This window comes from Stenotrophomonas sp. YJH_SMC_48-3 (genome assembly GCF_059369375.1).
In genome coordinates this window covers 134,174-147,629 of record NZ_JCAFSQ010000004.1, presented here as the reverse complement: position 1 = coordinate 147,629, position 13,456 = coordinate 134,174, and the positions used below count along the sequence as shown (strand labels likewise).

Annotated in this window: 13 protein-coding genes and 1 pseudogene; 8 read left to right on the top strand and 6 right to left on the bottom strand. The window is 66.5% G+C overall.

All coding sequences use genetic code 11. The annotated features are described in order from the left end of the window. Positions 1-88: 88 nt before the first annotated feature. The 3 genes from AC5P65_RS07890 (at position 89) to AC5P65_RS07880 (ending at position 2,185) form a co-directional block, all read left to right on the top strand. Entirely contained in the window at positions 89-364 is a 276-nt protein-coding gene (locus AC5P65_RS07890) for a polyhydroxyalkanoic acid system family protein (protein ID WP_019660329.1), read from the top strand. 80 nt (positions 365-444) lie between these two features. Next, a complete protein-coding gene (locus AC5P65_RS07885) occupies positions 445-936 on the top strand; it encodes a phasin family protein (protein WP_111098176.1) in 492 nt (163 codons plus the stop codon). Between the two features lie 238 nt (positions 937-1,174). Next, complete coding sequence (locus tag AC5P65_RS07880) at positions 1,175-2,185, top strand: restriction endonuclease (protein WP_021202769.1); 1,011 nt, start codon at positions 1,175-1,177, stop codon at positions 2,183-2,185. Positions 2,186-2,331: 146 nt separating this feature from the next. On the opposite strand, the gene AC5P65_RS07875 is transcribed toward AC5P65_RS07880, so the two are convergent. The 4 genes and pseudogenes from AC5P65_RS07875 to AC5P65_RS07860 all read right to left on the bottom strand — a co-directional run bounded on the left by AC5P65_RS07875 (position 2,332) and on the right by AC5P65_RS07860 (position 5,135). After that, complete coding sequence (locus tag AC5P65_RS07875) at positions 2,332-2,724, bottom strand: type II toxin-antitoxin system HicB family antitoxin (RefSeq protein WP_495215513.1); 393 nt, start codon at positions 2,722-2,724, stop codon at positions 2,332-2,334. 123 nt (positions 2,725-2,847) lie between these two features. Then, positions 2,848-3,051, bottom strand: a pseudogene (locus AC5P65_RS07870) (hypothetical protein); the annotation flags it as partial. Beyond that, entirely contained in the window at positions 3,008-3,736 is a 729-nt protein-coding gene (hutC, locus tag AC5P65_RS07865; RefSeq protein ID WP_111098178.1) for a histidine utilization transcriptional repressor HutC, read from the bottom strand. The pseudogene AC5P65_RS07870 and the gene hutC, both read right to left, overlap by 44 nt. 28 nt (positions 3,737-3,764) lie before the next feature. After that, positions 3,765-5,135, bottom strand: a complete 1,371-nt coding sequence (locus AC5P65_RS07860) for a formimidoylglutamate deiminase (protein ID WP_495215493.1) — start codon at positions 5,133-5,135, stop codon at positions 3,765-3,767. Between the two features lie 67 nt (positions 5,136-5,202). Here AC5P65_RS07860 and hutI point away from each other — a divergent pair, with 67 nt between their 5' ends. From hutI to hutU, 4 genes are read left to right on the top strand one after another with little or no spacing between them, the layout of a single operon-like run. Then, positions 5,203-6,426: an imidazolonepropionase gene (gene hutI / locus AC5P65_RS07855; protein WP_495215491.1), complete on the top strand. Its 1,224-nt coding sequence runs from the start codon at positions 5,203-5,205 to the stop codon at positions 6,424-6,426. Next, complete coding sequence (gene hutH, locus AC5P65_RS07850) at positions 6,423-7,964, top strand: histidine ammonia-lyase (protein WP_111098180.1); 1,542 nt, start codon at positions 6,423-6,425, stop codon at positions 7,962-7,964. Before hutI ends, hutH begins: the two co-directional genes overlap by 4 nt. Then, complete coding sequence (gene hutG / locus AC5P65_RS07845) at positions 7,961-8,815, top strand: N-formylglutamate deformylase (RefSeq protein WP_495215489.1); 855 nt, start codon at positions 7,961-7,963, stop codon at positions 8,813-8,815. Before hutH ends, hutG begins: the two co-directional genes overlap by 4 nt. Beyond that, positions 8,812-10,479 (top strand): urocanate hydratase, encoded by a 1,668-nt coding sequence (gene hutU / locus AC5P65_RS07840; RefSeq protein ID WP_111098182.1) that lies wholly within the window; start codon positions 8,812-8,814, stop codon positions 10,477-10,479. Before hutG ends, hutU begins: the two co-directional genes overlap by 4 nt. 129 nt (positions 10,480-10,608) lie before the next feature. Here hutU and AC5P65_RS07835 read toward each other — a convergent pair whose 3' ends face one another. Next, on the bottom strand, positions 10,609-11,067 hold the full coding sequence (locus AC5P65_RS07835; RefSeq protein WP_181451830.1) for an Imm30 family immunity protein: 459 nt from the start codon (positions 11,065-11,067) through the stop codon (positions 10,609-10,611). 98 nt (positions 11,068-11,165) lie between these two features. Further along, positions 11,166-11,579: a hypothetical protein gene (locus AC5P65_RS07830; protein WP_099486616.1), complete on the bottom strand. Its 414-nt coding sequence runs from the start codon at positions 11,577-11,579 to the stop codon at positions 11,166-11,168. Positions 11,580-11,902: 323 nt separating this feature from the next. Here AC5P65_RS07830 and AC5P65_RS07825 point away from each other — a divergent pair, with 323 nt between their 5' ends. After that, a complete protein-coding gene (locus AC5P65_RS07825; protein WP_111098184.1) occupies positions 11,903-13,339 on the top strand; it encodes a serine hydrolase domain-containing protein in 1,437 nt (478 codons plus the stop codon). Positions 13,340-13,456: the final 117 nt, after the last annotated feature.

The following is a 13,456-nucleotide window of genomic DNA, read 5'->3' as shown; positions in this document are numbered from 1 at the left end:
AACCCAGGATGAGTGCTTGGCGCGGAGGCCCTCGATGCGCACAATGCTCGCCCTCATTGATCATCCCCGCCCTGCGCCAGGAGCCTGCATGTCCACCATCGATGTCCGCCACGCCCACGGCCTGCCCGACGCGCAGGCGCGCGCCGCGATCGAGCAGGTCGCCGCCAAGCTGTCCGAGCGCTTCGGCCTGAAGTCGTCGTGGACCGCCGATGTACTGAACTTCTCCGGCAGCGGCGTGGACGGCGCGATCGAACTGCAGCCAGGCGCCGTGCGCGTGACGGCCAAGCTGGGCTTCCTGCTGTCGGCGATGAAGGGCATGGTCGAAGGCGAGATACAGCGCGTTCTGAAGGAAAAGCTGGGCTGAACCCCGGCCGCGGCCATCACGGCCGTGCAACGCCACGGCGCGCTACTCTCGGGGCAGGCCCAACTCCCACGGGAACTGCGATGAACCACTACGAGAACGACGACCGCCGCAACGACGACGCCTCTTTCGGTGACCAGGCCGAGCGCTTTTCGCGCAAGCTGAGTGACTCGGCGCAGCAGGTGTGGCTGGCCGGTCTTGGCGCTCTCGGCCGTGCACAGGCCGAAGGCAGCCGCTTCTTTGACGGCCTGGTGAAGGAAGGCGAAGCCTGGGAAGCCCGCCGCCGTGAGCGCAGCAGCGAACAGGGCCCGGGCTGGCGTGATAACGTCGAGAGCTCGCTGGACGGAGCCCGCGAGAAGGCCTCGGGCACCTGGAACAAGGTCGAGAAGGCCTTTGATGACCAGGTGCAGGGCGTGCTCAAGCGGTTGCATGTACCCACCGCCGACGAAGTGACGGCGCTCGAAGCCCGCATCGATGCCCTGCACGCGCGCCTGGCCAGGCTGGAAAACCGGGCAGCGTCGGGTACCGACGCCCCTGCTCCGGGCAGCCATCAGTCGCCAGGCGGCCTGCCCTGACCGGCTCATTGTTGCAATGCAATAAACTTTGATTGACAATCGCGAGCAACCCGCCAATCGCTTCGGCTGCCGTTTGTTCCCTCCCCTCACGGCTTCAGGATTGGCGGGTTTTTCGTGCCTGCTGTATTCCGAACTGGGCGTTCCATCACGCTTCCTGTCAGGAACCTCCTGACCCGGCCAGGTACCGCGACCTTTACACTGTCGTTCTCCGCTTTCGCCCCTTCCGCCCTACTCCTGCATGCTCCCCTGGATCCTGGCCCTGCTGTCGGCCCTGCTTACCTGTTCCCTGGCTGTTGTCTATCTGTGGTGGATCAAGCGGCGGCAGAAGGAGATGCAACTCGGCCTGCAGGCCCTGGCCGGCATGCACTGGCGCGAGTTCTCGGTACTGGTCAAGCGCATGCTGCGCGAACAGCGCGGCCTGCGTGAACTGAATGACCCGGCGGAGGAATCCCGCGAGCCGAGCAGCGACTTCCTGCTCAGCGACGGCCCCAACCAGTGGCTGGTGTCCTGCAAGCATGGCCTTGCCTACCGTATCGGCACCGCCGCAGTGAACGAGCTGGGGGCTGCTGCGCGCCTGGCCGGCGCCAAGGGCGGCGTGCTGCTGACCGAAGGCCGGATGGAACGCGACGGGCGCAGCGCTGCCGAGAAGCAGGCGGTAGAAGTACTGGACGGTCCGCGCCTGTGGCCGTTGCTGCAGCCCTACCTGCCGGCAGAAATCGAAACCCGTGTGCGCGCCAGCGCCCGCCATGAAGCCCTGCGCCGGATCGCCATTGCCGCGCTCGGCGCGGTCACGCTGGGCCTGCTGGTGGGATTGAGCCTGCAAGGCTTGCATGTGCAGGACACCCCGCCTGTTGCCGAGGTGGCGGACACCCCCGCGCCGGTTGCGCCTGCGGTTGAAGCGGCGCCCGAACCGGCGCCGGCCCCCGCCACCACGCCGCCGGCCGCTGCGCCTGCACCGGCCACGCCCTCAGCCGACGCGCGCAGCAACCCCAACCCGGATGCCGCCACGCTGGAGCGTTTCCAGGCCGATCTGTCCCGCGCCTTGGCCGGCAAGCCCGGTATCGCCAGCGGGGTCTGGCTGACCCGGCAGACGCTGGCGATCAACCGCACGGGCGAGCTGGACGCGGTGTGGCCGCAGGTCTGCGAGGAAGTGCTGCACTACCCCGCCCTGCGCAACGTGCGCATCCAGCTCAACGCCCGCCCCGGCGTGGATGAGCCGGTGCGCTGGCGCCAATGCGCCACGTACTGATGGGGCCGCATCCACGCGTGGCGTGGATTTACTGAACCCCGATGCGCGACCCCTTGGTAGATCCACGCCACGCGTGGATGCCTTTGCAGAGTTGAGCCACACGCGAACAGCAGCCGAGCATCGGCTCGGCGCCACATGGCGCCAGCTCAGCCCAATGCCGCGAGATGGGCGATGTAACTGGAGCGCGATTCACCCGCCGCTCTGGCCTGCGCATCCAGCCTCGCCAGGATCCGGCGTGGCAGGCTGATATTGACCCGCTCGATGGTATCGTCCAGCAGAGCCGGATCAATGCAGATGTACGCAAGAATCCAACGGATGTCCTTGGATGCCTCGGCGGCGATCTTCTGCGGCGCGGAAGGTGTCGGAATCGAGCGCCCCTCATCCAGGGCCGCATCAATCCAGGCGAGTGCAGCTTCCTCGGCAGCGCTGAGCGCATCATAAAGCGTGTTGGCCGCCGAGAAGCACCCCGGCAGATCTGGAACGACCACACCCCACGCGGTGCGCTCATCGCCCGCCTCGATCAAGACTGGATATCGCATGGGCCCTCCTGCGTCAGTCCTGCGAGCTTCCGCAACGCCTGCACCAGCCCTTTCCCCGGATCCTTCCTTTGCGTGAGGAACGGTGATGATGTGAGGGTGCTGCGGGTGCACGAATACATGATGGGATCCGCGGATCCGGCGACAGATCCAACCTGCCGCTTCCAGATCCCGGATGAGGTCCCTGCTCTTCACGCAGGACGATACACATCGTACACACGCCCCGACAGAGTTCGAGGCGACGTCGTTCCGGCCCAGTAGATCCAGCCACGCGTGGATGGAATCCCTATCGCGCGCCCGGCGCGAAGCGCGCGACCAGGTCCCAGGCATCCCCCAGGAACACCTGGCGCACGCGGGTGATCGGCTGTTCGCCACGCCAGGTCAGGCGTTCGATCACCAGGCAGGCGGTACCGGGCTTCACGTCCAGCAGCCTGGCGGTGGCGGTATCTGCCCCCCAGGCACTGATGCGGTGCTGGGCGCGGGTCCACGACACGTTCTGCAGCAGCCAGCTGCCCGGCGCGGTGGTACTGAAATCGACGTCCAGCACCTCGGGCACGCCGACGGGGCTGATCAGGCGATGCTCAAGTGCCAGCGGACGGCCATCGGCCAGGTGCAGGCAACGCATCGCCAGCAGGTTCTCCTGCCCAGCCAGCTCGACTTCACCAGCATTGCCGGGATCGGCCAGGCGCAGTTCCCGTTGCAGCAGGCGATAGGCGTACTGATGGCCGCGCGAGCCCACCTCCATCGCGATATCGGGAATCTCCAGCGCCACCTGTTCCAGGTGCGGCGGCTGCCGCGCCACGAATGAACCGGCGCGACGGCGGCGCTCGATCATGCCGCTCTCGGCCAGTGCAGTCAGCACCTTGTTCACGGTCATCCGCGAGCAGCCGTACTGCTCCATCAGCTCGTGCTCGTATGGAATCCGGAAGCCCGGCGCCCACTCTCCACTGAGGATGCGGCTTTCCAGATCGCTGCGGATACGCTGGTTGAGCGTGGCGGACTTGCTGGCCTTCACGTAATGGGGTCTCGGTAGCGGGAGGCGATCAGCCCAGCACGCCGCGCAGGGCGGCGGCGAAGGCGGTGGTGATCGCCTCGCGCTGCAGGTGGCGGCCCTCGGCCACGCATTGGCGGCCATGGCGCCAGACCGATCGCAGCGCGCCATTACGTGCGGCGAACACCCAGCTGTCAAGCCATGCGTCGTCCTGTCGCGCCCGCAGCGCCGGGTGCGCGGCGTCCAGTTCGACCAGGTCGGCACTGGCACCGATCTGCAGGCCAGCGGCCACGCCCAGGGCTTGTGCGCCACCGTGCAGGGCGCCTTCAAACAGGAAGCGACCGGTGCTGCGGGTGGCATCCGGGGCCAGCACATTGCGCCCGCGCAGGGTCAGGCGTTGGCCGTACTCAAGCAGGCGCAGTTCTTCGGCCGCATCGATCAGCACATTGGAATCGGAACCGACACCGAAGCGACCGCCCTCGCGCGAGAACGCCTGCATCGGGAACAGGCCGTCGCCCAGGTTGGCCTCGGTGATCGGGCACAGACCGGCCACGGCCTGGCTGGCGGCGATGGCCGCGCGCTCGTCATCGGTGATGTGGGTGGCATGCACCAGGCACCAGCGCGCATCCACCGGCGCGTGGTCGTACAGCCACTGCACCGGGCGCTGGCCGCTCCAGGCCAGGCAGGCCTCGACTTCGCGCACCTGCTCGGCGATATGGATGTGCACCGGGCCATCGGTGAGCGGCAGCAACGCACTCAGTTCTTCGCCGGTGACCGCGCGCAGGCTGTGCGGGGCGATGCCGAGCACCGCGTCAGGCAGCGTGGCCAATGCCGGCTTTGCGGCATCCAGCAGCTGCGCGAAGCCGTCCACGTCGTGGATCAGGCGTCGCTGCGCGGGGTTCGGCGGTGCCCCGCCGAAATCGGCATGGGCATAGAACACCGGCAGCAGGGTCAGGCCGATACCGGTCTGGTCGGCGGCGGCGGCAATCCGTGCACTCATCTCGGCACGATTGGCATAGGCGCGGCCGTCGGAATCGTGGTGCAGGTAATGGAACTCGCCGACGCGAGTGAAGCCGCCTTCCAGCATTTCCATATAGGCCTGGGCGGCGATGGCCTGCACCGCGTCCGGGCGCAGATGGGCCAGGAAGCGGTACATCAGCTCGCGCCAGCTCCAGAAGCTGTCACCGTCACCGCCGCCGATCTCGGTCAGGCCGGCCATGCCACGCTGAAACGCGTGGCTGTGCAGGTTGGGCAGGCCCGGCACCAAGATGCCGACGCGGGTGTCGCCGTGCTGGGCGCCCTGCCCCGTACCGATCGCCGCAATACGACCGTCCTGCACCTGCAGGCGGACATCACGGGCCCAGCCGTCGGCCAGCAGGGCATGGGCGGCATGGAAGCAGTGCGGGGAACGCGAATCGGACATGGCTGGACAACCCGAAATGGACGCCTATATTGTATAGACATATACGCACAGCCGCGTTGTGGATGCCATGCACGTCGATACCCTCTGGTCCAACGTCCACCTGATCACCCTCGACGGCGAGGGCCTGGGTGTCATCCGCGATGGCGTACTGGCCTGCGCCGACGGCCGCATCATCCACGTCGGCCGGGCCGGCAGCGATGCCCACCTGCAGCCGACCACCCGCATCGATGGCGAAGGCCGCTGGATTTCGCCAGGCCTGATCGACTGCCACACCCACCTGGTCTACGCCGGCAACCGCGCCAACGAATTCGAGCAGCGCCTGCAGGGCGTCAGCTATGCCGAGATCGCCCGTGCCGGCGGCGGCATCGTCTCCACCGTGCGCGCCACCCGCGCCGCGACGCCGGAACAGCTGGCCCGCGAAAGCCGGCCACGGTTGCTGGCGATGCGCGCCGAGGGCGTAACCACCCTCGAGATCAAGTCCGGCTACGGCCTGACCCTGGCCGACGAACGCAAGCAACTGCAGGTTGCGCGCGCGCTGGGCGAGCAATGCCGGGTCAACGTGGTCACCACCTTCCTTGGCGCGCACGCGACTCCGCCGGGCCGCGAGGCACAGGAATACATCGACGAGGTGTGCGAGGTGATGATTCCGGCCATCGCCGCCGAAGGCCTGGCCGAAGCGGTGGACGTGTTCTGCGAGAACATCGCGTTCTCGCCCGCGCAGGCGCGGCAGGTGTTCGAGGCCGCCCGCGCGAACGGACTGGCGGTGAAGATCCACGCCGAACAGCTGAGCAACCAGCACGGTGCCGAACTGGCGGCCAGCTTCGGTGCACTGTCGGCCGACCATATCGAACATCTGGACGATGCCGGGATCGCCGCGATGGCCGCTGCCGGTACCGTCGCCGTACTGCTGCCCGGTGCTTTCTATTTCACCCGCGATACCACCCTGCCGCCGATCGCCGCGCTGCGTGCGGCCGGCGTGCCGCTGGCGCTGGCCACCGACAGCAACCCGGGCACTTCGCCGCTGACCAGCCCGCTGCTGGCGATGAACATGGGTGCCACCCTGTTCCGCCTGACCGTGGATGAGTGCATCGCCGGCTTCACCCGTGAAGCGGCGCGCGCACTGGGCCACGGCGAGCGCATCGGCCGCCTGGCCGTGGGCCTGGACTGCGACCTGGCGATCTGGGACATCGATGCGCCCGCCGACCTGGTCTATCGCATTGGATTCAACCCGCTGCACGCGCGCGTGGTGCGCGGGCAGCCCGACCTGCCTGCCTCCTGGAGCAACGCATGAGCAACACCCTGGTTCTTCGCCCCGGCCATGTCACTCTCGCCCAGTGGCGGCAGGTCTATCGCGGTGCACCGCTTGCACTGGATCCGGCCGCGCTGCCGGTAGTGCGCGCCAGTGCTGCTGCAGTCGCCGCCATCGTCGCCAAGGGTGCGCCGGTGTATGGCATCAACACCGGCTTCGGCAAGCTGGCCAGCGTGCGCATCGAGCGCGAAGACCTGGCCACCCTGCAGCGCAATATCGTGCTCTCGCACGCTGCTGGCGTGGGCGAACCGATGCCGGCCAACGTGGTGCGGTTGATGATGGCGCTGAAGCTGGTCAGCCTGGCGCAAGGCGCATCGGGCATTCGCGAGGAAACCCTGCTGCTGCTCGAAGCGATGCTGGTCAAGGGCGTGTTGCCCGTGGTGCCGGCACAAGGCTCGGTGGGTGCTTCCGGCGATCTGGCACCGCTTTCGCACCTGGCCAGCGTGATGCTGGGCGTGGGCGAAGCCTACATCGGTGACGAACGCCTGCCCGCAACCGACGCGCTGGCGCGTGCTGGCCTGCAGCCGATCGAACTGGGCGCGAAGGAAGGCCTGGCGCTGCTCAACGGCACCCAGTTCTCCACCGCCTATGCGCTGGCCGGCCTGTTCGAAATCGAAACCGTGTTCCAGGCGGCATTGGTCACCGGCGCGTTGTCGGTGGAAGCGGCCAAGGGTTCGGACACGCCGTTCGATCCGCGCATCCATGCCATCCGTGGCCAGCGCGGGCAGATCGCCACCGCCGCCACCCTGCGCACGCTGATGCACGGCTCAGGCATCCGCGAATCGCACCGCGACAACGACGTGCGCGTGCAGGACCCGTACTGCCTGCGCTGCCAGCCGCAGGTGATGGGGGCGGCGCTGGATATCCTGCGCCAGGCCGCGACCACGCTGGAAATCGAAGCCAACGGCGTGTCCGACAATCCACTGGTGTTCACCGATACCGGCGAAGCGTTGTCCGGTGGCAACTTCCACGCCGAGCCGGTAGCCTTCGCCGCCGACATGCTGGCGATGGCGGTGTGCGAGATCGGTTCGATCAGCGAGCGCCGCCTGGCGATGCTGGTGGACCCGGCGCTGTCCGGCCTGCCGGCGTTCCTGACCCCGCGCCCGGGCCTGAATTCCGGCTTCATGATTCCGCAGGTGACCGCCGCCGCGCTGGTCTCAGAGAACAAGCAGCGCGCCTACCCGGCCAGTGTTGATTCGATCCCGACCTCGGCCAACCAGGAAGACCACGTGTCGATGGCCGCGCACGGTGCGCGGCGCCTGATGCAGATGGCCGAGAACGCGGCCAACGTGATCGGCATCGAACTGCTGGCCGCGGCGCAGGGCTGCGACTTCCATGCGCCGCTGCGCTCCAGTGCCGCGCTGGAAACCGTGCGCGCCGCCCTGCGCGCGCAGGTGCCGACGCTGGAAGAAGACCGCTACTTCCATCCGGACATGGTGACAGCCACGAATCTGGTGCGCAGTGGCGCGCTGGCGCAGGGCCTGACCGACCTGCTGCCAACCGTGGAACCCCACGCATGAATACCCGTCCCGAATGGCTGACGGTGCACGAAGGCGACGCCCCCCTCATCGTCAGCTTCCCGCATACCGGCAGCGAGCTGCCGCACGACCTGATCGGCGACTACCACTCGCCGTGGCTGGCGCGCCGCGATGCCGACTGGTGGGTGCACGAGCTGTACGACTTCGTGCGCGGCATGGGCGCGACCACGGTGCGCTCGGCGATCTCACGTTCGGTGATCGACCTCAACCGCGATCCCAGCGGTGTGTCGCTGTACCCGGGCCAGAACACCACCGGCCTGTGCCCGCTGACCACCTTCGACAACCAGCCGCTGTACCACGCGGGCCGCGAGCCGGATGACGCCGAGATCGCGCGGCGCCGCGACACATATTTCCTGCCCTACCACGATGCGCTGGCCGCACAGATCACCCGCCTGCGCGCGCAGCACGGTACGGTGGTGGTGTACGACGCGCATTCGATCCGCTCGCATATTCCGCACCTGTTCGATGGCGAGCTGCCGCAGTTCAACCTCGGTACCGCCGGGCCGTCCGGCGCACCCGACACGTCCTGCGACAACGGCTTGAGCGATGTTGTGGAAAACCTGCTGAAGATCAGCGGCATGAGCCAGGTGCGCAACGGCCGCTTCAAGGGCGGCTGGATCACCCGCCACTACAGCAACATCGCCGGCGGCGTGCACAGCCTGCAGATGGAACTTGCCTGCCGCGGCTACATGCACGAGCCGCTGCCCGACCAGGTAGACGAACACAGCTGGCCCACCCCGCTCGACCCCGCCCACGCCGCACCGCTGCGCCACACCCTGGCGCAGGTGCTCAACGCCTGCCTTGAATTCGCTACGAACCGGAGCGCCGCATGACCCGCAACGACCCGTCCCGCACCATTGCCGCGCCGACCGGCACCACGCTCAACGCCAAAAGCTGGCTGACCGAAGCGCCGCTGCGCATGCTGATGAACAACCTGCACCCGGACGTGGCCGAGCGGCCGCAGGAGCTGGTGGTGTACGGCGGCATCGGCCGCGCCGCGCGTGACTGGGAGAGCTTCGATGCCATCGTCGAAACGCTCAAGCGCCTGGACGACGACCAGACTCTGCTGGTGCAGTCCGGCAAGCCGGTGGGCGTGTTCCGCACCCACGCCGATGCACCGCGCGTGCTGATCGCCAATTCCAACCTGGTGCCGCGCTGGGCCAACTGGGACCACTTCAACGAGCTGGATAAGAAGGGCCTGGCCATGTACGGCCAGATGACCGCCGGCAGCTGGATCTACATCGGTGCGCAGGGCATCGTGCAGGGCACCTACGAGACGTTCGTGGAAATGGGGCGCCAGCATTTCGGCGGCGACCTGACCGGGAAGTGGCTGTTCACCGGTGGCCTCGGCGGCATGGGTGGTGCACAGCCGCTGGCTGCCGTGATGGCCGGCGCCTCCTGCCTGGCCGTCGAGTGCCGCAAGAGCAGCATCGACATGCGCCTGCGCACCGGCTATCTGGATACCTGGACCGACAATCTGGACGAAGCCCTGCGCCTGATCGACGAGTCGTGCAAGGCCGGTACGCCGAAGTCGGTGGGCCTGCTCGGCAACGTCGCCGACGTGCTGGCTGAACTGCTCAAGCGCGGCGTGAAGCCGGACCTGCTGACCGACCAGACCTCCGCGCATGACCCGGTGAACGGCTACCTGCCGCAGGGCTGGACGGTCGAGCAGTGGGATGAAAAGCGTGTCTCCGCCCCCAAGGAAGTGGAAAAGGCTGCGCGTGCCTCGATGGCCAACCACATCCGCGCCATGCTCGGCTTCCACGCGCTGGGCGTGCCGACCGTGGACTACGGCAACAACCTGCGGCAGATGGCGCTGGAAGAAGGCGTGGCCAATGCCTTCGACTTCCCCGGTTTCGTGCCGGCCTACATCCGCCCGTTGTTCTGCCGTGGCATCGGCCCGTTCCGTTGGGCGGCGCTGAGCGGCGACCCGGAAGACATCGCCAGGACCGATGCCAAGGTGAAGGAACTGATTCCGGACAACCCGCACCTGCACCGCTGGCTGGACATGGCGGCCGAGAAGATCAAGTTCCAGGGCCTGCCGGCACGCATCTGCTGGGTCGGCCTGGGTGACCGCGACCGCCTGGGCCTGGCCTTCAACGAGATGGTGGCCAACGGCGAACTGAAGGCGCCGGTGGTGATCGGCCGTGACCACCTGGACAGTGGCAGCGTCGCCTCGCCGAACCGCGAAACCGAAGCGATGGCCGACGGCTCCGACGCGGTCTCCGACTGGCCGCTGCTGAACGCCCTGCTCAACACCGCCAGTGGCGCGACCTGGGTGTCGCTGCACCACGGTGGCGGCGTCGGCATGGGCTTCTCGCAGCACGCCGGCATGGTGATCGTCTGCGACGGCACCGAGGCGGCCGCCAAGCGGATTGGCCGCGTGCTGTGGAACGACCCGGCCACCGGCGTGATGCGCCATGCCGATGCGGGGTATGAAATCGCGATCGACTGCGCGAAGGAAAAGGGACTGGATCTGCCGGGGATCCTGGGCTGATCAAGGTCTGGGTAGTGCCGGCCGCTGGCCGGCACCGCCCATGCATTGCCCGTGCCGCCGGCCGCCGTCCGCTCCCCCCTGGTGCGGGGACGCTCTGGTAGATGCCGACCTTGGTCGGCGCTCACTCCGCTACATCAGTGCCGAAGCGACCACCGATGCCTTTGCTCGAATACTGTCCGACGTATCAGCCTTGAGCGCTTCGATCAAGGAGACGACTTCTGCTGCACCCTTCGTCGAGGCCATGCTCTTCAAGTAAGCAATCAACATATTTCTGTGTAGATCACTATTAAGCAATCTGCAGACGAAAGTCTCCAACCATTCTGGTGCCACGCGACGCATGTACGGAGCTGATTGGACAAGCGCGGAAACCATGCTGTCGCCGTCACTTGCCTCGACAAGATGAAGAAGGCCCCACATGACTTCATGATGCGGAGTGTCATCGGCGAACATCGAGAAGAGAACTCCCAGCTCCCGACCGGAGAACTCCAGACCTGATAGCGCCTGAACCGTCCGGTCAAATGTGGCAACCTCTTCTGAAGTAAGCATTCGCGAAGCCCGCAGCAGCTCGTCCAGAAGTTGGTCTTTCATCACAGCTTCGTTGGCGGAACCTGGCATTACTTGCACCGGTGCATCAGCGGAGTAGTATCCCACTGAACCAACAGCAGCAAGAGATCGGCACGCCCGGCTCACTCCTCATCGTCAGGCGATTCGCAGTCTTCAACAATGGATGGGATCCACTTCGATTCGTCGTCTACTGGCTGCGGCAATCGCCCTTCAAGCCACTCAAGCACCTCATCAGGCTTGATGCCGGGTAGCGTCGATTCGATGCGCCAGCCCAGATACCAGCATGCTGGACCATTGAGATAGGGCGGTGGCGCCGTGGGCAGGAAACGAGTGGGGAGAAGCTCAGACACAGAAAGCGTGTTGAGCACATACGCCAACTCCTGCACCGCGCTCCACGCCAGCGGGTGCTCCAAGGCAAGCGAAAAGCCGACAGACCAAGTTCCATCGTCGCAGCGCTGCCAGTGGATGGGCTCGGACATCGCAGGAATCTTCTGCAGGTATGCCACCAGTTTTTTGAATTCACGGGGCTTGGCCATTATTTGCTTCCAGTTGCGGGCGACCGCAGATTTACTCGATCCGGCAGTCACAGTGTTACGAGGTGGCGACGTGGTCAACAGACCTTCAATGGACAGGTCTATCCGGCTGGGGCCTGATCCAAGATCGCCGCGCTCCGGTCCGACGTTGTATCTGAAGGCCCCGCGCGCCAGAAGGGGCAATCGCGACAGACCTGCTACCAAAGGCTTCCGCCTTGCTTCATCCCTGCTCACCTATGTGCCTGAGTGGAACAAAGATCCGGCCTGACTTGACCCGCTCTTCCGTCGTGACCAACATGCGCCATCACCGCTGATGGATCACCGCGATGTACCGCACGCTCGCTGCCGCATTGCTCTGCACGCTATGGGTGATTCCGCCTGCTTCGGCGCGTGACGTCCCCACCGCTCTCTCTACCCGGCTCGACGCCCAACTGCAGGCCAACCGCGAACGCTACGGCATCGCCGGCCAAGCCGTACTGGTCGCTCACAACAGTCAGGTGCTGTACCAGGGCGCCAGCGGTGAACGTGATCCCGCTACCCATGCGCCCGCCACCGTCGAGACCATCTTCGCCGCGCAGTCGATGGCCAAGCTGCTGACCAGCACGCTGGTGATGCAACTGGTCGATCAGGGCAAGGTGGATCTTGATGCGCCGGCCAGCCGCTATGTGCCGGACCTGCCGACCGCATGGCAGGCGATCCACGTACGCGACTTTCTCAACCACAGCTCGGGCATCGGCGAGTACTACGATCGTGTCGACAACCGTTGGGTCAGCAAGGGCTACCCTGGGGTAGCCCCTGACCTTGGCGCTGCACTGAAGGTGGCCGGCGCGGCACCGATGCAGTCCGCCACCGGCAGCCGCGTGCAGTACACCCAGGCGAACTACCTGGTGCTGACGGCGTTGCTGGAAGCGCACTATCGCAAGCCCTACCCGGCCATCGCACGCGAACGCATCCTGCAGCCTTTGAAGATGGCCAGCACCTCGTGGGGTGTCACCAGCGTGCCAGCCACGCGCGCGGCGGTGCCGTACATCGGCAAGGACGGCCAACTGCAGCCGGCCAATGAAGACCCTTGGCCGGACTACGGCTGGGGCCATGCCGACCTGCAGACCACCGTGGGCGACATGAACCGCTTCCTGCAAGCACTGGCCACCGGCAAGCTGGTGCGCACGGCGACCTTGGAAGAACTCTGGCAGCCGCAGAAACTGAGCGGTGGCGGCAGCAATTTCTTCTCCACCGGCTGGGACACCACCCGCAGTGACGGCTACACCCAGGTCGGCCATGATGGCGGCACCCGTGTACGTACGCGATTGGCCTACAAGGGCACGCTGGCCAGCGGCTACTGGGTATTCGTTTACCTGACCAACGGCAGCGCCCGCAATGTCTGGTCGAGCACGCTGGTGGAAAGCACGATGGCGGTGGCCGCGCCGCAGGAGTTTCCGCATGCGGTACTGTCCGAGCGGCTGATCGCGTATGCGCTGGACGATGACGCAGGCGCTGCCCAGGCGATACGCAGCTGGTTGCGCGATGACAACCGGGTGACGGGCAGCGAGCTGGAACGTGCGATCAACGCCAGTGGCTATGCCATCCGCGAGAGCCTTGGTGCACGCAGGGCGTTGAAGGTATTCGCCCTCAACACCGAGCTGTATCCGGATTCGGCCAATGTGTGGGACAGCCTGGCCGAGTGTCATGCGGCATTGGGCGAGAAGGAAGCAGCTGATCAGTTCTACGCAAAGTCGAAGACGCTGACGAAACCCTCGCCATAAACCCTGCTGTAGAGCCGAGCCCATGCTCGGCTGCTCTTCGTCGCGATGGCAGACAACCGGCGCTGCGCGATTAGCCGAGCGCGGGCTCGGCTCTACAGGAACGCGGCGGGCGGCCAT